Source organism: Rhizobium sp. WCS2018Hpa-16 (assembly GCF_031843705.1).
GTDB classification, from domain to species: domain Bacteria; phylum Pseudomonadota; class Alphaproteobacteria; order Rhizobiales; family Rhizobiaceae; genus Agrobacterium; species Agrobacterium tumefaciens_C.
In genome coordinates this window covers 1018182-1037768 of the sequence record NZ_JAVTIX010000002.1, presented here as the reverse complement: position 1 = coordinate 1037768, position 19587 = coordinate 1018182, and the positions used below count along the sequence as shown (strand labels likewise).

Annotated in this window: 15 protein-coding genes; 7 read left to right on the top strand and 8 right to left on the bottom strand. The window is 57.3% G+C overall.

The window, feature by feature from the left end:
• Positions 1-70: 70 nt before the first annotated feature.
• Positions 71-538, top strand: coding sequence for a PRC-barrel domain-containing protein (locus RQI55_RS11095; RefSeq protein WP_042618558.1), 468 nt, complete (start codon positions 71-73; stop codon positions 536-538).
• A 197-nt stretch (positions 539-735) separates the two neighbouring features.
• On the opposite strand, the gene parC is transcribed toward RQI55_RS11095, so the two are convergent.
• Positions 736-3015, bottom strand: a complete 2280-nt coding sequence (gene parC / locus RQI55_RS11090) for a DNA topoisomerase IV subunit A (protein WP_042618559.1) — start codon at positions 3013-3015, stop codon at positions 736-738.
• Positions 3016-3238: 223 nt separating this feature from the next.
• Between parC and RQI55_RS11085 the strand changes: the two genes are divergently transcribed.
• Positions 3239-4429, top strand: coding sequence for a hypothetical protein (locus tag RQI55_RS11085; RefSeq protein ID WP_243256279.1), 1191 nt, complete (start codon positions 3239-3241; stop codon positions 4427-4429).
• 134 nt (positions 4430-4563) lie between these two features.
• Here RQI55_RS11085 and aspS read toward each other — a convergent pair whose 3' ends face one another.
• A complete protein-coding gene (aspS, locus tag RQI55_RS11080; RefSeq protein WP_243256280.1) occupies positions 4564-6354 on the bottom strand; it encodes an aspartate--tRNA ligase in 1791 nt (596 codons plus the stop codon).
• A gap of 300 nt (positions 6355-6654) precedes the next feature.
• Between aspS and rnd the strand changes: the two genes are divergently transcribed.
• The 3 genes from rnd to RQI55_RS11065 all read left to right on the top strand — a co-directional run bounded on the left by rnd (position 6655) and on the right by RQI55_RS11065 (position 10545).
• The gene (rnd, locus tag RQI55_RS11075) at positions 6655-7821 is read left to right on the top strand and encodes a ribonuclease D (RefSeq protein WP_311272551.1); all 1167 of its coding nucleotides are present in this window, start codon (positions 6655-6657) and stop codon (positions 7819-7821) included.
• Between the two features lie 202 nt (positions 7822-8023).
• The gene (locus tag RQI55_RS11070) at positions 8024-9049 is read left to right on the top strand and encodes an adenylate/guanylate cyclase domain-containing protein (protein ID WP_192063796.1); all 1026 of its coding nucleotides are present in this window, start codon (positions 8024-8026) and stop codon (positions 9047-9049) included.
• Between the two features lie 134 nt (positions 9050-9183).
• Complete coding sequence (locus RQI55_RS11065; protein WP_311272550.1) at positions 9184-10545, top strand: esterase-like activity of phytase family protein; 1362 nt, start codon at positions 9184-9186, stop codon at positions 10543-10545.
• A gap of 54 nt (positions 10546-10599) precedes the next feature.
• Here the strand turns inward: RQI55_RS11065 and ppx are convergent, their stop codons facing one another.
• The 4 genes from ppx to RQI55_RS11045 form a co-directional block, all read right to left on the bottom strand.
• A complete protein-coding gene (ppx, locus tag RQI55_RS11060; protein ID WP_311272549.1) occupies positions 10600-12120 on the bottom strand; it encodes an exopolyphosphatase in 1521 nt (506 codons plus the stop codon).
• Entirely contained in the window at positions 12117-14318 is a 2202-nt protein-coding gene (locus RQI55_RS11055) for an RNA degradosome polyphosphate kinase (protein WP_192063793.1), read from the bottom strand. The genes ppx and RQI55_RS11055 overlap by 4 nt, the downstream gene beginning before the upstream one ends.
• A 152-nt stretch (positions 14319-14470) precedes the next feature.
• The gene (gene hdaA, locus RQI55_RS11050) at positions 14471-15184 is read right to left on the bottom strand and encodes a DnaA regulatory inactivator HdaA (protein WP_243256283.1); all 714 of its coding nucleotides are present in this window, start codon (positions 15182-15184) and stop codon (positions 14471-14473) included.
• Positions 15185-15187: 3 nt separating this feature from the next.
• Entirely contained in the window at positions 15188-16342 is a 1155-nt protein-coding gene (locus RQI55_RS11045; protein ID WP_042618567.1) for an AI-2E family transporter, read from the bottom strand.
• A gap of 239 nt (positions 16343-16581) precedes the next feature.
• Between RQI55_RS11045 and purM the strand changes: the two genes are divergently transcribed.
• Positions 16582-17655, top strand: a complete 1074-nt coding sequence (gene purM, locus RQI55_RS11040; protein WP_192063790.1) for a phosphoribosylformylglycinamidine cyclo-ligase — start codon at positions 16582-16584, stop codon at positions 17653-17655.
• A gap of 11 nt (positions 17656-17666) precedes the next feature.
• Entirely contained in the window at positions 17667-18326 is a 660-nt protein-coding gene (gene purN, locus RQI55_RS11035) for a phosphoribosylglycinamide formyltransferase (protein WP_243256975.1), read from the top strand.
• Positions 18327-18364: 38 nt separating this feature from the next.
• Here the strand turns inward: purN and RQI55_RS11030 are convergent, their stop codons facing one another.
• Positions 18365-18970, bottom strand: a complete 606-nt coding sequence (locus RQI55_RS11030; protein ID WP_243256284.1) for an NUDIX domain-containing protein — start codon at positions 18968-18970, stop codon at positions 18365-18367.
• 17 nt (positions 18971-18987) lie between these two features.
• The gene (locus RQI55_RS11025) at positions 18988-19584 is read right to left on the bottom strand and encodes an NUDIX domain-containing protein (RefSeq protein ID WP_243256285.1); all 597 of its coding nucleotides are present in this window, start codon (positions 19582-19584) and stop codon (positions 18988-18990) included.
• Positions 19585-19587: the final 3 nt, after the last annotated feature.

The window sequence follows — 19587 nt, the reverse complement described above, 5'->3', positions numbered from 1 at the left end:
TGGAACCAATCCCACCCCAACCCGTTCTTCCCCCGAACACTATGTTCGATACTGAAAGGGAAGAAACACTATGAAAAACAAGGTTTTCGCGCTTGCTGCTGCTGCAGTTCTGACATCGTCTGTCGCGTTTGCGCAGACGGCGACGACGGCTCCTGCTGCGGCACCGGCTGCTGGTGCAGATGCGATGCTTTCGGGTCCTGGCATTACCATGGGCACCAAGGCCAGCGGTCCATTGAAGTTCATCAATGTGCAGAAGACCGACCTCACAGCCTCGCAGCTTGACGGCATGGACATCTACAATGCCCAGAACGAGGAAATCGGTGAGATTGAAGATGTTGTGATCGGCGATGGCAAGTCTGTCATCGGCCTGGTTGCCAGCGTCGGTGGCTTCCTCGGCATCGACAAGAGCTATGTGGTTCTCGACCCTGCCTCTGTTGCCATCAACAACGATAATGGCACATGGAAGGCTTACGTGGACACGACCAAGGAAGCGCTCGGCGCGGCTCCAAAGCTCGACTACGACAAGATGGATGACTAATCCATGAGATAGGCGGTTTTATTCCGTCGGTCTTCAAGCCCACCGATTGTTGGTTCGCTCCAATGGTCGGTGGGCTTTTTTGTGGGGGTCGTGGGGCTGCACCGGCAGAGGATGTCTGCCGCGTTCTGCTTGTGGAGATGTGGTCAGATCCTCGGGTCAAGCCCGAGGATGACGAAGGGGAGCGTGGAACGGCGGCCTTACCCGCCGAATTTGCCGCTGCGTGGGAAGCCCTTGGGCACGGTGCGGCCTGCGGTGGCGCGGTCGGCCATCCATTCCAGCAGTTCATCGGCGTTTTTGGAGAAGGAGCGCCCGGCGCTGTCTTCCCATGTCAGGCCGCTGGCCAGCGCAAAACACTTGATGTCGGAAATGCCGCCATCCTTGTAGCGTTGCAGGCGCACGCCCTTGCCGCGTGACATTTCCGGCACTTGCGAGAGCGGGAAGGTCAGCATCTTGCGGTTTTCACCAACGACGGCAACGTGGTCGCCCGTAACGGGCACCAGCATCTTCATCTCATCCGGCATGGCCACATTCATAATCTGCTTGCCCTTGCGGGTATTGGCCACCATTTCCGTTTCCGCAATCACGAAGCCATTGCCTGCCGTGGAGGCCAGCAGCAGTTTGCGCGATGGGTCATGCACGAAGGCGCTCAGAATATCCTGATCGTTCTCCATATCCACCATGATACGCACCGGCTCTCCATGGCCGCGCCCGCCCGGCAGCTTGTCCGCGCCCAGCGTGTAGGCCTTGCCGCCTGTCGTTACCAGCAGCAGCTTGTCTGTGGTCTGCGCCGGGAAAGCCAGCTTCGGGCCGTCGCCTTCCTTGAAGGTCAGTGTCGAGGTATCGGCCATATGGCCCTTCAGCGCTCTGATCCATCCCTTCTGGGAAATGACGATGGTGACAGGCTCTTTCTCGATCATGGATTGCTGAATGGCATCCACATCCGCCGTCGGGGCCATGGCGAACACGGTGCGGCGTGCACCAAGCGCGGTTGCCTTGGCGTATTTCTTCTTCACATCTTCGATTTCACCCGAAACCGTCTTCCACTGCTTTTCTGGTGATGCCAACAGGGACTCGATTTCAGCCTTCTCGCTGCTCAGGCCATCGAATTCCGTGCGGATCTCGAATTCTTCCAGCTTGCGCAAAGAGCGCAGGCGCATGTTGAGAATGGCTTCGGCCTGAATATCGGTCAGCTTGAACCGCGCCACCATAACGGGCTTCGGCTCATCTTCCTCACGGATGATGGCGATGATCTCATCGATATTGAGATAGGCGACGAGGAAGCCGCCGAGAATTTCCAGGCGGCGATCAATGGCGGCCAGACGGAAGCGCGAGCGGCGCAGCAGCACATCGCGGCGGTGGTCCAGCCATTCCTTCAGCACTTCGTTGAGCGCCATGACCTTGGGCACCCGGCCCATAGACAGGACGTTCATGTTCAGCGGAATGCGGTTTTCCAGATCAGACAGGCGGAACAGCGATTCCATCAGCAGCGTTGCATCGACGGTGCGGTTCTTCGGCACCAGCACGACACGCACGTCCTCGGCGGATTCATCGCGAACGTCTTCCAGCAAAGGCAGACGCCGGGCCAGAAGCAGCTCGGCAATCTTTTCGATCAACCGTGATTTCTGAACCTGATAGGGAATTTCCGTGATGACGATCTGGTAGCCGCCACGGCCAAGATCCTCAATCTCCCACTTGGCACGAACGCGGAAACCGCCGCGTCCTGTCTTGTAGGCCTCGATCATGCTTTCGCGGCTCTCGGTGATGACGCCGCCTGTCGGCAAGTCAGGGCCTTCGATGCCACCTCTTTCCGGATGAGCAGGATCGAACATCAGATCCTCGACGGTCGCATCCGGGTTCTTGATCAGCCGAAGCGCCGCATCGCAGAGCTCATGCGCGTTGTGCGGCGGAATGGATGTTGCCATGCCCACGGCGATGCCGGAGGAACCGTTCGCCAGCAGGTTGGGAAACGCGCCGGGCATAACGACCGGCTCTTCGTCTTCCTCATTATAGGTCGGGCGAAAATCGACCGCATCCTGCTCGATGCCTTCGAGCAGCAGCGCTGCGACATCGGTCATGCGCGCTTCGGTATAACGATAGGCGGCGGCGCCATCGCCATCGATATTGCCGAAATTGCCCTGGCCATCGACAATGGGGTAGCGCTGAGAGAAGTCCTGCGCCAGACGCACCAGCGCGTCATAGACAGACTGGTCGCCATGGGGATGGAATTTACCGATCACGTCACCGACGATACGGGCGCATTTCTTGAAGGCGGAATTAGGCCGAATGCCCATTTCGCTCATGGCGTGAATGATGCGGCGGTGCACCGGCTTCAAACCATCACGAACGTCCGGCAATGCGCGGTGCATGATGGTCGACAGCGCGTATGCCAGGTAACGCTCTTCCAGCGCTGCCTTCAGGTCAACAGGTATAATATTGTCGTCGTCTCCGCCGGACGGAGGAAGCAGATTTTTTCCCATAGTTCCTGACTAGCGGAAAGGGTTAATTGCGGCAAGAAACAAGGGCTTTTCGCCTGTGGATGACGGCGGTTGCGCACGTATTTTCCTTTGACCTTGTTTTTATGCCGCAATTCAGCCATTCGTTGCATCTTATGAATGCATATACCGGCGCTAACCATCCGATATAGATGCACCATTTCAGCTTCAACATGCCTGTTTTTCGTACCTGTAGGGAAGAGATAGAATGAGACTTCAGACAACCCGCAATTTTCTGTTTGCAAGCGCCGCAGCAGTCGCTTTCGCGTCGCCTGCATTCGCACTTGACGGTGCAGACGTCCTCAAGAAAATCAACGCCGCTTATCACGTTCAGGGCGCGGAAATAGGCGCGAAGTCCGTTACTGTTGATGGCTCCACTGTCAAGCTCAGCAGCGTTACCTTCGCGACGACGGCAACCAAAGAACAGGTCATCCCTGTCGGCGACGTCACACTTGAAGGCGTTGAAGAAGACAATGGCGGTTACACAATCGACAAGATGAGCTTCGACAACGTGAAATACGCCCACGAAAATGTCGCTGTCGATGTGAGCGACATCTACGTTTCCGGCGTTGTCGTTCCAGCAGATCCAACAACTGGCACAGTGGATTCCATGATGCTCTATGATGAGGCCCATAGCGGCCCCGTCTCCGTCAAGGTGGATGGCACGGAAACCTTCTCGCTCGCCGAAACAACAACGACGATGACGAAAAGCGAAGATGACAGCACCATCAGCTTCGACCTGAACGCGACTGGCTTCAAGGCGGATCTCAGCAAAATCCAGGACCCCAAGTCCAAGGAAGCCATCGACAAGCTCAAGGTGCAGACGCTATCAGGCGAAATGACCATGAGCGGTTCGTGGGAACTCACACCGGGCACGCTGACGATTGATGAGTATGCCGTCGACCTCAAGGATGTCGGCCGTCTCAACATGGCGTTCAGCTTCTCCGGTTACACGCTGAACTTCATCAAGACGATGCAGGATGCGGTCAAGGCGCAGGCCGAAAACCCGAACAAGGAACAGGCAGATCAGGCCGCCGGTCTCGCCATGCTCGGTCTTATGCAGCAGCTCAGCTTCAACAGCGCCGAAATCAGCTTCGATGATGCCAGCATCACCAAGCGCGCAATCGATTACGCCGCTGGCGAACAGGGCATGTCGGGCGAGCAGCTGTCGCAGACCATCAAGGGCATGGTTCCGATCATGATGGCCCAACTCAACGTACCGGAACTGCAGAACGCCGTTTCCGCAGCCGTGAACGCCTATATCGACGATCCAAAGAACTTCACGATTTCCGCCGCCCCTGAAAAGCCCGTCCCCTTCCCCATGATCATGGGTGCAGCCATGGGCGCGCCAAACACCATTCCAAAGGTGCTGGGCGTTACGGTAACGGCTAACGAATAGTCTCTGATACCAAAGCTTCAAGCCGCCCTGTGAATTCTCACAGGGCGGCTTTTTTGTTGCGTGCGTGGTTGCGAAAAACAAAAGGGCCAGCGTTTCCGCCAGCCCTTTTTTTTCTAAACGCTCAGTATTGCGTATCAGTCTTTCTTCGGCGTCGGCACAACCCGTAGCGCCAGTTCGCGAAGCTGCGTTGGCGTGGCTGGTGCCGGGGCGTTCATCAGAAGGTCCTGCGCCTGCTGGTTCATTGGGAACAGCGTGACTTCGCGCAGGTTCTTCGTGCCGGTCAGCAACATCACCACGCGGTCCACGCCAGCTGCCATGCCGCCATGTGGGGGCGCGCCGTACTGGAATGCGCGGTAGAGGCCGCCGAAGCGATCTTCGACGTCCTGCTGGCTGAGGCCAACCTTCTCGAACGCCTTGACCATCAGTTCAGGTGACTGGTTACGAATGGAGCCCGAGGCGATTTCGTAGCCGTTGCAGACCATGTCGTACTGGTAGGCCTTGATCGTCAGCGGATCCTGGTTTTCCAGCGCGTCCATACCGCCCTGCGGCATGGAGAATGGATTGTGGGCGAAGTCGATCTTCTTTTCTTCTTCGTTGTATTCGAAGAATGGGAAGTCAACGATCCAGCACAGCTCGAAACGGTCGCGGTCTACGAGGTTCAGTTCCTCGCCAGCGCGGGTGCGGGCTTCGCCAGCAAACTTGTAGAACTTGGCAGGATCACCGGCAACGAAGAAGGACGCATCGCCTGCTTCTAGATCGAGCTGGACGCGCAAGGCTTCCGTGCGCTCTTCGCCGATGTTCTTGGCAAGCGGGCCAGAGCCAACAACCTTGCCGTCTTCTTCCTTCCAGAAGATGTAGCCGAGGCCCGGCTGGCCCTGCCCTTGCGCCCAGGCATTCATGCGGTCACAGAATGCTCTGGAACCACCGGTCTTGGCTGGAATGGCCCAGACTTCGACCTTGGGGTTGGATGCAATCATGTTCGCGAAGACCTTGAAGCCGGAGCCGGCAAAATGGTCTGTCACGGCCTGCATTTCAATCGGGTTGCGAAGGTCAGGCTTATCGGAACCGTATGTGCGGATCGAATCGTCATAGGCAATGCGGCGGAAGTTCTGCGTAACAGGCTTGCCTTCGGCAAACTGTTCGAACACGCCGCGAATGACGGGCTCCATGGTTTCCCAAACGTCTTCCTGCGTCACGAAGCTCATTTCCAGGTCGAGCTGGTAGAATTCGCCCGGTAGACGGTCTGCACGCGGATCTTCATCGCGGAAGCACGGTGCGATCTGGAAATAGCGGTCGAAACCGGCAACCATCAGAAGCTGCTTGTACTGCTGCGGCGCCTGCGGCAACGCGAAGAACTTGCCTTCGTGAATGCGGCTTGGCACGAGGAAGTCGCGCGCGCCTTCTGGCGAGGATGCCGTCAGGATTGGCGTGGAATATTCAGCAAAGCCGATATCGCCCATGCGGCGGCGCATGTCGGAGATGATCTGCGTGCGCTTTACAATGTTCTTGTGCAGCGTATCGCGGCGAAGATCGAGGAAGCGATACTTCAGGCGCACATCTTCAGGATAGTCAGGCTCGCCGAAGACCGGCAGAGGCAGTTCCTTGGAAGCGGCCAGCACTTCGATTTCCTGGGCGTAAAGCTCGATTTCGCCGGTCTCCATGGTCTTGTTAACAGTGTCTTCCGAACGCGCCTTGACGAGACCGTCGATACGGATGACCCACTCGCCGCGAACGACTTCGGCAGACTTGAAGGCCGGGCTATCGGGATCGGCAACGACCTGCGTGATGCCATAATGATCGCGAAGGTCGATGAAGAGAACGCCGCCGTGATCTCGTACGCGATGGACCCAGCCGGACAGGCGAACGGTTTCGCCGACATGCGACTTGCGGAGTGCGGCACAGGTGTGGCTGCGGTAACGATGCATTTTATGATCCTGAAGAATACAGCGGCAACGGTCTGCCGCGCTGTCGAAAATTGGCCGGAAAAGCGCATGACTGACCCGATTTGTCAAGGTAAAGCGCAATTTCCATAGCCCTCTTTGCACCCCCACCACGCAGAGCGCAATCATCATTTTGGATGATGTGACAGGCAAATTTGCAATTTATGGTCACATTAGGTGCGGGAAACTTCGCATGTGAGCCAAGAAACGGCTTGATCATATTGACATGGGCCGACCAAAGGGAAAGTAAGACGGATCGATTTCCGTGACTGGCTGAATGACGCAATGATTGAAACGACAACAGCACTCGCCGAAGCCTGCAAGGAACTGGCGAAATCCGATTTCATTACGATTGATACGGAATTTCTTCGCGAGACGACTTTCTGGCCCCAACTCTGCTTGGTGCAGATGGCAAGCCCGACGCTGGAAGTGCTGGTTGACCCACTTGCGAAAGATATCGACCTCACGCCTCTTTTCGAGTTGATGGCCGATCCGAGCGTCATCAAGGTTTTCCATGCCGCCCGTCAGGATATCGAAATCGTCCACCATCTGGGCGGACTTATCCCTCATCCTATTTTCGATACGCAGGTCGCTGCCATGGTCTGCGGCTTTGGCGACTCTATTTCCTATGATCAGCTGGTCCAGCGGATCAAGAACGTCCAGATCGATAAATCCTCACGCTTCACGGACTGGAGCCGTCGCCCGCTGACCGAAAAGCAGCTGGACTATGCGCTGGCCGATGTCACCCATCTGCGTGATGTCTATCTCGCCTTGAAAGCGCAGCTGGAGCGCGATGGTCGTTCTTCCTGGCTCAAGGAAGAGATGGATATTCTGGAATCGGTTGAGACCTATGACATGCATCCCGATGATGCGTGGCTGCGGTTGAAGTCGCGTCTGCGCAAGCCGACGGAACTCGCCATCCTCAAATTTGTCGCTGCATGGCGCGAACGGGAAGCGCGCTCGCGCAACGTGCCGCGCTCGCGCGTGTTGAAAGATGATGCGATTTTCGAGATTGCCCAACAGCAGCCGAAAGACACCGACGCACTGTCACGTCTCCGCACCATCCCCAAAGGTTGGGAGCGCTCCGCATCCGGCGTGGCCATTATTGAAACGGTGAATGCGGCGCTTGCCCTGCCAAAGGGCGATATGCCGCAGGCTGCCCGCCAAAGCCATTCCCCTGAGGGATCAGGTGCAGCGGTTGAGCTGTTGAAAGTTCTTCTAAAGCTGACCGCCGACAAACACGGCGTTGCCGCCAAGGTTATTGCCAACAGCGAAGATCTGGACAAGATCGCATCGGAAGGCGAAAAGGCCGACGTTCCAGCCCTTTCCGGCTGGCGGCGTGATCTGTTCGGCGAACCGGCATTGAAGCTTATTCGCGGTGAAGTGGCACTGCGCTTCGCTGGCAAGAAAGTGGAAGCACTGGAGCTTCCGACTGCCGAAGAGACTGCCTGACAAAGGCTTCGCCCCTGCACCACAAAGCCGTTTGAGATTGATGCAAGTCCGTCACAGACGGTTTCTTTGCCATGACATTACCGAAACATCACTTTTGGCCTGATCATTTCCGCAATATGCTTCACGCCTAACGGGAATCATACCGATGCCCCGCTATGGATGGTAGTTCCCACTGCGTCCCCTTGCCGAACAAAGAGGCTGGATGAGAAAATTTCTCGCAATGCTGGATTATGTCATGCTGTTTCTGGCTGTTGCCGGGAGCGGTGTGGCCTATGCATTTCTGGAATATGGCGGCGGCGCCCTTATCGGCGCGACCTATGCGCTGTTTGCCTGCGCGCCCATTCTCGCCTTCGAGCGCGGCTATATCATGCCCGGGCTTTCGCGGCGCATCAGCATGCTGCCGACCCCAGCCTATATCGCATTTGGCCTCGTCATTTATGCCATTCTGGTGTTTTGCGGGTTTGGCCTTGGGGGCACCATTCTTTGGGCCACGGGCATCTTGCCAACGAGTTGGCGCAGCGCCGTTCATGCAGAAATGCAGACGCTTCTGTTTACGCTGGGCGTATGCGCCATCATCGTCTTCATCATGCGCGTGCGGGAATTGCTGGGCCGCGATATCTTCATCGACCTCATCCTCGGTCGTTATCGCCGTCCGGTCAGTGAAGAGCGTGTCTTCCTGTTTGTGGACCTCGTCGGCTCCACCTCCTTTGCGGAAACCCACGGCGATCTTCGGGCGCAGGAATATCTGGGTGAACTGTTCTCTGTTTACGCGGGTCCGGTGCGGCGGCACGGCGGCGTTATCGATGATTATATCGGGGATGCAGCCATCATTACTTGGCCTTACCATATGGCGATCCGCCGCGCGGCTTGCATCAATTGTGTCTTCGATATCCTGAAAGCCATCGAGAACAATCGCGCCGAATGGCTATCGCGTTTTGGCACGGTGCCAAAGCTGCGATTCGCTGTTCATGGTGGCCCGGTCATCACGGCTGAAATCGGCGTCGATCACCACAAGATCACCTATTTCGGAGACACCGTTAACACCACGGCGAGACTGGAATCACTCAGCAAAATGCTGGGCCATCCCATCCTGATCTCGTCCGATCTTGCCCATCAATTGCTGCTGCCAAAAGGCGTAAAAAGCGAGTATCTGGGCGAACACGCCGTGAAAGGCCGCGGTCAGACACTGGGTGTCTGCGCCCTCAGTTCTGCTGAGATTATCGCCTGACGCTCGCATGGGCACAAGCGTCATCAAATCTTCAACCCGGGTTCAACCTGTTGTCATGAAGCGTGCCTAACGGTCCATGCATCGCAAATGCAGACACAAGGTTTGCATTGCAGATGCAAACCAAAGGTAATGTCATGAAAAAGACCCCCCTGGCCTCCGCAGCCATTCTTGTGCTCGCCACCACATCAACCTTCGCGGCGGAAAAGGAATTCCCTGCAAAGCTCGTGTCACAGGCGGTCTTGCCGGCAAACACGATCATCGCGGCCCCTGCCGATGCGCCTGAGCATCTGAAGACATCGGGCAAGTTCACGACAGCGGATCGCAAGCGTGCCGAAGGCTTGGGCACTGTTGCGGGTAAGGATGGCGTGCGCAAGACCGGTTTGTCCATGCCATTTGCAGGCCAGGCCATGCAGGGCTTTTCCGGCATCAAGACGATGAGCGACGGTACATTCTGGAGCCTCTCCGATAATGGCTTCGGCTCCAAGTCGAACTCCAGCGATTCGATGCTGATGCTGCATCACCTGAAAATCGACTGGGCCAATGGCAAGGTCGAACCGCAGGAAACCGTGTTCCTGTCCGACCCGGACAAGAAGGCACCCTTCCCCATCGTCATGGAAGGCTCCGAGAAGCGTTATCTGACCGGTGCTGATTTCGATGTGGAATCCATCCAGCCGACCGGCGACGGTTTCTGGGTTGGCGAAGAGTTCGGCCCCTATGTCCTGAAGTTCACCCGCGACGGCAAGCTGACCGATGTCGTCTCAACCAAGGCTGGCGAGATCGACGTGAAATCCCCTGACCATCCGACGCTCACGCTTCCTGCCAATCCAACCCTGAAGCTGCCCGCCTTTAACCTGAAGCGCTCCGGCGGCTTTGAAGGTCTTGCCATGTCCAAGGATGGCACCAAGGCTTACGGACTGCTCGAAGGTCCGCTCTATAATGCCGAGGGACAAGTCGAAAAGACGGAAGACGGCGCAACCGGTCTTCGTATCATCGAACTGGATGTTGCATCCAAGAGCTGGACCGGCCGCACATGGCTCTATCCACTGGCAGAAGGCGGTGAGGCCATTGGCGATTTCAACATGCTGGATGATACGACGGCGCTGGTGATCGAGCGCGACAATGGCGCTGGCACGGCGGACAAGGCCTGCGCCGATCCGAAGAAGCCTGAGGAGACTTGCTTTGCAGTTCCAGCCAAGCTGAAGCGCATCTATAAGATCGAAATGAGCGATGCGAATGTTGGCAAAGCCGCACGCAAGATCGGCTATATCGATCTCATGAAGATCGCCGATCCCGATGGCAAGGCACGTCAGGGCAGCGCAAACGGCATTTACACAATGCCATTCGTTACCATCGAGAACGTTGATCGCGTCGATGCCACGCACATCATCGTCGGCAATGACAATAACCTGCCCTTCTCGGCTGGCCGCGCCCTGGACAAGGCGGATGACAATGAGTTCGTTCTGCTTGAGGTCAAAGACCTGCTCGACGCGAAGTAATCAGTAAAAGCGCGGAGCCCCCAAGATGCAGTGGGGGCTCCGCTTAAAATTCGACTACTCGAACACGAATGCGAGCTTCTTGCCTGTCAGCTTGGAAAGCTGCTGCAACCGGCCCTCAAGCCGCTCGCCTGCGAAATCGCAATATTCATGCGGCACGACGAATTCAAGTTCGATACCGTCCTGCTCGGACCGGCGGAATTTCAGGTGATCCACCACACCCGGCATGGATGCCGAAAACAGATAGATGACCCGCAGTAGACCACCCAGCAGCTTGGCGAGTTCCTGCATTCTCTCACCCGCAATCGATGTCAGGTGTTCGGTCGTCCCATTATCGTTGAGGCCTTCGAAGCGATAATAATTCGCCAGCGCGATATAGGCGCGGCCCGGATGGGTGATGGCGATGAAAGACGAATGCGCGATGATGTTGAGCGCCTGCAATCCACGATAATCCGGATGGGCGCGCCAGCTGATATCAGCCAGAAGGCAGGCCGCCTGACGATACCGCGCCTCGTCCTCGGTTTCGTCTATGCCGAAGATCGGCACTGTCCGCCCGCTCCAGTCCGCAAGCTCGCGTGCGTGTTCTGGTGATCTGGCGCGAAGGATTGCCAGTTCATCTGCTACCACGAGCAGAGGATCAGACACCTGCTCGCTCTCGGGCAGCAGCGAATAGAGATAGCCCTCACGGACGCCCTGAGCGGAAAACGCGATCTTTGCCGGCTTCATTGCTTCCAGCACTTCGCGCATGGCGACAGCACCAAAGGGTAGCAGCGTGCGGCGGTTTTTTGATACCGCCTGCCAGGCAGGGTCCTTGCTGTCCTTGGAGGCAATGACCTCGTCCAAAAAGCTCAGCATATCCGCGAGCGGCATTTCATAGCCCTGCATCATGTGCAGAGGGTAGCCGGTAATTTCCATGTGCAGCTTGGCAATGTTGCGCCATGTGCCGCCCACCGCATAGAATGTGCGCCCCTCGCCCTTTGCAAGCAGCTTGGCCGTTTTGACCTGCTTCTTCGTGTAAGCCGCAGCCTTCTCGATGGAGCCGCCGGAATGTTCCGACAACCGCAGGCCGCCGAGCGGCAAGGTGATGCCATCGCCGCAGGTTTTGCCCCTGATATCGATCAATTCCAGCGAACCGCCACCCAAATCACCGGCAATGCCATCAGCATCGTGGAAACCGCTGATCACGCCATAGGCGGAATAGAGCGCTTCCTTTTCGCCTGAGAGAACCTCGATCTCGCAGCCAAGAATGGTTTCGGCATCGCGAATGAAGTCTGGACCGTTGGATGCTTCACGGGCGGCGGCTGTGGCCAGCACATAGAGCTGTTTCGCCTGGGCCTGTTCCGAAAGAGCACGGAAACGGCGCAACGCCGCAAGCGCACGCGTCACGCCTTCTTCATCCATGCGCCCGGTCAGTGCGAGGCCTTTACCCAGGCCGCACAGGACTTTTTCATTGAAAAGCACCGCTGGGGCGCGCGAGAGTCCCTCATATACGACGAGACGAACGGAGTTCGAACCAATGTCTATGACGGAAACGGGGGCGAGACCAGTAAGGCGCCCCTGTGCTTCTGATCGTGTCATTCAGCCTGTTTCTTGCGGGCAGAGACCAGCCCGGCAATCAGTTTGGGCGCACTGGATTTCAAGGCTTCACCACGTCCCGACAGGCTTGGATTGGTCATGAAATAGTGCTGCGCGTTGAACGGTTCCTCGCCTTTGCGCACCTCGATGCGCCTAGACGTACCGTCCGGCAGTATCTCGTAGCTCTGCTGGTTGTCAATGAGATTGCCCAGCATGATCTGCGAAAGAACCTGCTCGTGCACAGTAGGATTGACCAAGGGGACCATGGTTTCAACCCGGCGATCCAGGTTGCGCGGCATCATGTCGGCCGATCCGATGTAGACCAGCGCCTTGTCGGAAGGCAGGCCATGGCCGTTGCCGAAGCAGAAGATGCGGCTATGCTCAAGGAATCGTCCGACGATGGATTTCACGCGGATATTGTCGGACAGGCCCGGCACCTGCGGGCGCAGGCAGCAGATGCCGCGAATGACCAGATCGATCTCCACACCGGCTTCACTGGCGCGATAGAGCGAGTCGATGATTTCAGGATCCACAAGCGAGTTCATCTTCATCCAGATTGCCGCTGGAGCACCATTTCTGGCGTGTTCCGCTTCATCATTGATGTGCTTGAGAATGCGCGAGCGCATCGTATAGGGCGAAACCGCCAGCTTCATGCCCTCTTCAGGCTCACCGTAACCGGTGATGAAGTTGAAGATGTTCGCCATATCATGCGCAATCTTCGGATTGCAGGTGAAGAACGACAGGTCCGTATATACCTTGGCAGTGACCGGGTGGTAGTTGCCGGTGCCAAGGTGGCAATAGGTCCGCAGCTTGCCATCTTCACGGCGCACGACCATGGACATCTTGGAGTGGGTCTTGAGTTCGATGAAGCCGAACACGACCTGAACGCCAGCCCGTTCCAGATCTCGCGCCCAACGAATATTCGCCTCTTCGTCGAAACGAGCCTTCAATTCCACCAGCGCGGTCACCGACTTGCCAGCATCGGCAGCATCGATCAATGCACGAACGATCGGGCTATCATTGGAGGTGCGGTAAAGCGTCTGCTTGATGGCGAGAACATCTGGGTCGCGTGCCGCCTGCAAAAGGAACTGCACGACCACATCAAAGCTCTCATAGGGGTGGTGAACCACCATGTCTTTTTCGCGGATGGCGGCAAGGCAATCACCCGCATGCTCACGCACACGCTCTGGGAAGCGGGCATTGTAGGGTTCGAATTTCAGATCGTCGCGCGGTGCCTTGACGATTTCCGAGATTGTGTTCAGCGCCAAGAGGCCCGGCAGAACCGCGACGCGATTGTCCGGCACACCCAGTTCGTGAACAACGAACTGGCGCAGAGATGGAGGCATTTCGCTGTCGGTCTCGATGCGGATAACCGAGCCGCGACGGCGGCGCTTCAGCGCGCTTTCGAAGTAGCGGACGAGATCTTCCGCCTCTTCCTCAAGCTCGATATCGCTGTCTCTGATAATGCGGAACGTGCCGAAGCCACGCACCGTGTAGCCGGGATAGAGCCTGTGGATGAAGAGGCCAACCACGTCTTCCAGCGTGATATAGCGGATCGCGCCCTTTTCGTCCGGCAGACGGATGAAGCGGTCGAGTGCGGGCGGCAGACGCAGGAGAGCCGTCATCGGCTCCCGGCCATTGACGCTATCGAGCTGCAAGCCCATCGAAAATCCTAGATTGGGGATGAATGGGAAAGGATGCGCAGGATCGATCGACAGGGGCGTCAGAACCGGGAAAATCAATGCTTCGAATTCGTTTTCCAGCCAGACCAGATCCTGTTCGGAAAGTGCGGCCGGACGAACGATATAGATGTTTTCCTTGCCCAGATATTGCTGGAGAACCGCAAGCGAAGCCTGCTGTTCCATCTGGAGATTGTCGATCTCTTTCAGAATATTCTCAAGCTGCTCGGCGGGCGTCTTTCCATCCGGCGTCTTGACCGTCACGGACTGGCGAACCTGGCCTTCCAGGCCAGCGACGCGCACCATGAAGAATTCATCAAGGTTGGCAGCAGAAATCGAGAGAAAGCGAAGACGCTCCAGCAGGGGGTGAGCCGTGTTGAGCGTTTCTTCAAGGACGCGGCGGTTGAATTGCAGCCAGGAAAACTCCCGGTTTACAAAGCGCGTCGGGCTGTCCCACAGGTCCGCGACCTCTGCTGCTGCCTGCGTGCCATCGTTCGAACCGTCCTGCACTGCCGAATCCATAAAATATCCCCCGCCCTTTAAAACCGGTTTCCCGAGACAATGGCAGGACTAAGCCTGCGATGCTCAAGGTCTTGTTGAAGCATCGGGGCGATTGAGAACCGCTTTCCGATGCCTACAGCCCGTATAACAGTTTGACGACGGAACTGTGACAGTCAATCATCGTCCACATCGCTACCGAGTTCAGTCAGAACTTCTGCCGCCATTGCCCGGCTGATCCGCGCTCCCCGTGCCAGCCCCAAACGATCAAGCCTCTCGACAATCGTCTGGGCCGTATCCAGAGAACGCTCCATCCGCGCAACGATATAGCTGACAAGTTTGTCATCTATGTAAAGCTGGCGGTCCGCGAAGAGTTTCATCAAAATCTGGCCGAGCAGATCCTCATCCGGCTCACCGATTTCCACCACCGTTGCCGCCTTCAGTCGCGAGCGAAGATCGGGCAAGGTAACGGGCCAAAGCGAAGGCGATTCCCGGCTGGTGATCAGCAATGAGGTTGCGTTTTCCCGCACACTGTTGATGACGTGAAACAGCTGCGTATCGTCAAATCCATTGCGGTCTGCGTCCTCGAACAGGACGGGAGCCTTCTCTGCCACACGCGCGGCTTCTGCCCCTGCAACGGGTTGAATTTCGGCGGCACTACTGATGTTTTTCCAGATGCTGGCGAGATGCGATTTCCCCGAGCCCGGCGGACCGACCAGAACCACAACCGGCGACGGCCAGCGCGGCCAGTTGTCCACGATGCTGACAGCCGCATCCAGAGGAGCGGCCACAAGCAGATCGTCACGACCAGTCGCCGTCTGGTGGGAGAAAGCCAGCGGAAGTTGTTCGGCCTTTGTTTTGATGGCGCCGGGCTTGTTTCTATCGCTCATCGTCTAGCTCTGAGAATCGATCTTTGTTGGAGGGAGCGCTTTTACCTGTTGTCCTGTACCATCCCACGGCAGGTTGGCGGCGCGGCCATGGTACAGATCGCTGTCGAGATAGCGCGAGAGTGCGAAACGCACCAGCACGCCCATCGCGGCTGCGGCAGGAACCGCCACAAGCAGACCGACGAAGCCGAACAGCGCGCCAAACGCGAAGAGAGCAAACATCAGCCAGACGGGGTGCAGACCAACGCTGCTACCGACCAGTTTCGGCTGTAGAATATTGCCTTCGATGAACTGGCCGGAAAAGAAGACCGCTAGGACCAGAATGACATCAACATAGTCAGGCCAGAACTGAACCAGCGCCACGCCGACGGCCAGTACAAGCCCGATCATGGACCCGACATAGGGAATGAAGCTGATGGCACCTGCAAACAGGCCGATCAGAAGGCCGAAATTCAGCCCGACCAGTGACAGACCGACGCCGTAGTAAACGCCGAGAATGATGCAGAGAGAACCCTGGCCACGGATAAAGCCTGCAATCGTCTTATCCATGTCGCGTGCAATCTGGCGAACGGTCGATACGTGGTCACGGGGTATCCAGCCATCGACCTTTTCGATCATCCGGTCCCAGTCCAGCAGCAGGTAAAACGCGACAACCGGTGTCACCACCAGCAACGACATGACATCCACCAGCGACTTGCCGGAATTCCATATCTGCGTGAGCAGCGTGCCGATGAAGCCCGCCCCTTCCGCCAGCAACTTCGAGAAGTTTTCCTTGACCGTATCGATCTGCGTGCTGACCCAGCCCGGCAGAAGATTGCTATCGGCCCCGGCGATCAGTTGCTGAAGCGAGGAGATATATTGCGGAATGCGCGTAATGAATTCCGATGCCTGCGCCGCCACCAATGGAATGATGATGATGAGCGATAGTGCAAACACAAGCACAAAGGACACAAGGATCATGATGCTCGCCATCATGCGGCTCAAGCCCCGGCGCTCCAGCCAGTCTGCAATAGGATCAAGAAAGTAAGCGAGCGCCATTCCAGCCACGAAGGGCAGGAGAATGGAGCTGAATACCATCAGGAACAGCACGAAAACAGCGAGCGCACCGAGCCAGAAAAAAACCTGACGTCTCAGATTCATGCCTCTGATATGTGGTTGCATCGCCTGCTCCTTATTAAGCGCCCGTGGTCATAACGCCTTGATCAGGAGATAGGACGCGTGGGCTGGACTGGTCAAGTGTCGCATGTTCGTCAATTTCGCCAAGGCCGAGCTTTCCCATAACAATACGGCTAAAACAGCCAAAAGGCGTGAAAAACATGCCTTTTGCGATGCTCATACTTGCATCGTCATCCGTCTCATGCGAATGGCGACGCCAAACGGAACGAGTGGAGACAAGAGCCATGAGCGAGCAAGGCAAGAACGGTCTTACCTACAGCGATGCAGGCGTAGACATCGACGCCGGAAATCTGATGGTCGAGAAAATCAAGCCTGCCGTGCGCTCCACCCGTCGCCCCGGCGCCGATGGTGAGATTGGCGGCTTCGGCGGATTGTTCGATCTGAAGGCTGCGGGCTTCAAGGACCCGGTCCTCGTGGCTGCCAATGATGGCGTCGGAACCAAGCTGAAGATCGCTATCGATGCCGATTATCACGACACGGTCGGTATCGATCTCGTCGCGATGTGCGTCAACGATCTGGTCGTGCAGGGTGCCGAGCCACTCTTCTTCCTCGACTACTTTGCCACCGGCAAGCTCGATCCCGATCAGGGTGCCGCTATCGTCAACGGCATTGCCGCTGGCTGCCGGGAATCCGGTTGCGCGCTGATTGGTGGCGAAACCGCCGAAATGCCGGGCATGTATTCGCATGGCGACTATGACCTTGCGGGCTTTGCCGTGGGTGCTGCCGAACGCGGCCAGCTTTTGCCAGCGGGCGACATTGCCGAAGGCGATGTCATTCTGGGTCTCGCCTCGTCAGGCGTCCATTCCAACGGCTTCTCGCTGGTGCGCAAGATCGTCACTCTTTCCGGCCTTGGCTGGGATGCAGCCGCTCCCTTCGCTGAAGGTCAGAAGCTGGGCGAAGCCCTGCTCACACCGACACGCATCTACGTCAAGCCGCTGCTCAAAGCTATCCGCGAGACGGGTGCCCTGAAGGCGCTGGCCCATATTACCGGCGGTGGTTTCCCCGAGAATATTCCGCGTGTTCTGCCAAAGCACCTCGCGGCTGAGATCGATCTGACGGCAATCAAGGTTCCCTCCGTCTTCTCATGGCTCGCCAAGACGGGCGGCGTGGCGCAAAATGAAATGCTGCGCACCTTCAACTGCGGCGTTGGCATGATCGTGGTCGTTTCTGCTGAAAACGCACAGACGGTAACAGACGCGCTGACAGCGGAAGGCGAAACCGTATTTCCGCTGGGCCGCATGGTCGCGCGTGAAGATGCGGCGCATGGCACCATCTACAAGGGCACGCTCGGCCTATGAGCACTGGGCCTATGAGCAATGCCCCTGCCCGCAAGCGCGTCGTCGTTTTCATTTCCGGCAGCGGCTCCAACATGATGGCGCTGGCGCAAGCCTGCCAGGCGCCGGACTTCCCGGCAGAAATCGCATGCGTCATTTCCGACAAGGCGACGGCTGGCGGGCTGCCCAAGGCGCAAGCCCTTGGCATTCCCACGCTCGTCTTCGAGCGCAAGATTTACTCGACCAAGACCGAACATGAACAAGCCATACTGGCCGCGCTCGGTGAAATCGACCCTGATATCATCTGTCTTGCGGGCTACATGCGGCTGATCTCAGGCGACTTCATCGCGCCCTATGCTGGCCGCATCATCAACATCCATCCATCTATCCTGCCGCTTTTCCCCGGCCTTCACACCCATGAACGCGCTATCGAAAGCGGCATGAAGATCACCGGCTGCACGGTTCATTTCGTGACCGAAGGCATGGATGAAGGCCCGGTCATCGGCCAGGCCGCCGTGCCGGTGCTGGTGGATGACAACGCCGAGACGCTTGCCGCCCGCGTTCTGACCATCGAGCATCAGCTTTATCCCCTGAGCCTCAAGCTTCTGGCAGAGGGCAAGGTGCGGATGGAAGGTGGCAAGGCTGTGCGCAGTGCGAATGCCTGCGAGGCCACACAGCAGCTGCTCTCGGCCTGATCGCTCACCCGGCCGTCTGCCGCCGAGCTTTTTTTAGTTCATAATTGCTGCCGGTTCAGCATAGCCCATTGCAGCAGAATGATCGTCTTCGCGTCGGTGATGCCGCCTGCCGTGATCATCGCGAACGCATCGTCCAGAGGGATGGTGAGAACCTCGATGTCCTCCCCTTCCGTATCGAGACCGCCGCCAACCCCTGCTTTCTCATCGAGATCGATGCGCGCGTAAAATAGTGCGACTTTTTCCGTCAGCGTGCCGGGGCTGGCATAGGTCTCGAAGAGATATTGCACCTCTTTAACGGCATAGCCGGTTTCTTCCATCGCCTCACGGCGGATGGCCTCATCGGGTTGGTCGTCGTCGATGAGGCCTGCGGGAACTTCCAGCATAAAGCTGGGGTCACCATTCACGAAGGCCCCCGGGCGAAATTGCCGGACGAGGACGATGGCGTCTTTTTGCGGATCGAAAAGCAGTATAGCGGCGGCACTGCCGTGGTCGTGCACTTCGCGGTCAATGCGGATGACACGGCCATCCGGCATTTTCTGATCGAAGACTACTGTCTGGAGGTGGACGAAGCGCTTCCAGACCGTCTCTTTCGAGACGAGCTTTACCCTATCTTCATCACGCGTTGCAGTCGTTCTTTCGTCCACATCAAACTCCGTGAGATTTATGACGTCAGTGCTGCCCGGTTGAGAGCGGCCCATTGCAGCAGCATGATGGTCTTGCCATCGCAGATATCGCCGTTTTCGATCATCGTCATGGCATCATCCAGCGGAACCACGACGACTTCGATGTCCTCATCCTCATGGTCGGCACCGCCGCCCTCTTCGATGCGGTCGGATGCGTCAACGATCGCCGCGAAGAAATGCAGGATTTCGGTGACTGAGCCGGGCGACATGAAGGATTTGAACAGGAAACGCGTGTCGCGCAGCTTGTAGCCGGTTTCTTCCATCACTTCGCGCGCGATGGCGTCTGCCGGATTATCGCCATCCAGAAGGCCAGCAGGCGTTTCCAGCAGCCAGCCATGGTAGCCGTTGACATAGGTCGGCACCCTGAACTGACGAACCAGGATGACGCTGTCAATCTTCGGATCGTAGAGCAGAATAGTCGCGCCGTTGCCGCGGTCATAGGCCTCGCGCTTGAGCGTTTTCGTGACGCCCTTCGAGTTGGTGTAATTGTAGGTGATGTTGCGAAGGTGGTACCAGTTTTTCGAAAGTGTTTCGTCTTTGAGAATTTCAATCGTCACATTATCAAATTTCTGCATGTC

What these genes read in the sequence shown, in the direction of transcription:
- aspS (WP_243256280.1), bottom strand. Translation starts at nt 6,354, where the DNA reads ATGCATCGTTACCGCAGCCACACCTGTGCCGCACTCCGCAAGTCGCAT.
- RQI55_RS11095 (WP_042618558.1), top strand. Translation starts at nt 71, where the DNA reads ATGAAAAACAAGGTTTTCGCGCTTGCTGCTGCTGCAGTTCTGACATCG.
- RQI55_RS11085 (WP_243256279.1), top strand. Translation starts at nt 3,239, where the DNA reads ATGAGACTTCAGACAACCCGCAATTTTCTGTTTGCAAGCGCCGCAGCA.
- purM (WP_192063790.1), top strand. Translation starts at nt 16,582, where the DNA reads ATGAGCGAGCAAGGCAAGAACGGTCTTACCTACAGCGATGCAGGCGTA.
- RQI55_RS11065 (WP_311272550.1), top strand. Translation starts at nt 9,184, where the DNA reads ATGAAAAAGACCCCCCTGGCCTCCGCAGCCATTCTTGTGCTCGCCACC.
- RQI55_RS11045 (WP_042618567.1), bottom strand. Translation starts at nt 16,342, where the DNA reads ATGCAACCACATATCAGAGGCATGAATCTGAGACGTCAGGTTTTTTTC.
- RQI55_RS11025 (WP_243256285.1), bottom strand. Translation starts at nt 19,584, where the DNA reads ATGCAGAAATTTGATAATGTGACGATTGAAATTCTCAAAGACGAAACA.
- parC (WP_042618559.1), bottom strand. Translation starts at nt 3,015, where the DNA reads ATGGGAAAAAATCTGCTTCCTCCGTCCGGCGGAGACGACGACAATATT.
- purN (WP_243256975.1), top strand. Translation starts at nt 17,667, where the DNA reads ATGAGCAATGCCCCTGCCCGCAAGCGCGTCGTCGTTTTCATTTCCGGC.
- RQI55_RS11055 (WP_192063793.1), bottom strand. Translation starts at nt 14,318, where the DNA reads ATGGATTCGGCAGTGCAGGACGGTTCGAACGATGGCACGCAGGCAGCA.
- hdaA (WP_243256283.1), bottom strand. Translation starts at nt 15,184, where the DNA reads ATGAGCGATAGAAACAAGCCCGGCGCCATCAAAACAAAGGCCGAACAA.
- RQI55_RS11070 (WP_192063796.1), top strand. Translation starts at nt 8,024, where the DNA reads ATGAGAAAATTTCTCGCAATGCTGGATTATGTCATGCTGTTTCTGGCT.
- rnd (WP_311272551.1), top strand. Translation starts at nt 6,655, where the DNA reads ATGATTGAAACGACAACAGCACTCGCCGAAGCCTGCAAGGAACTGGCG.
- ppx (WP_311272549.1), bottom strand. Translation starts at nt 12,120, where the DNA reads ATGACACGATCAGAAGCACAGGGGCGCCTTACTGGTCTCGCCCCCGTT.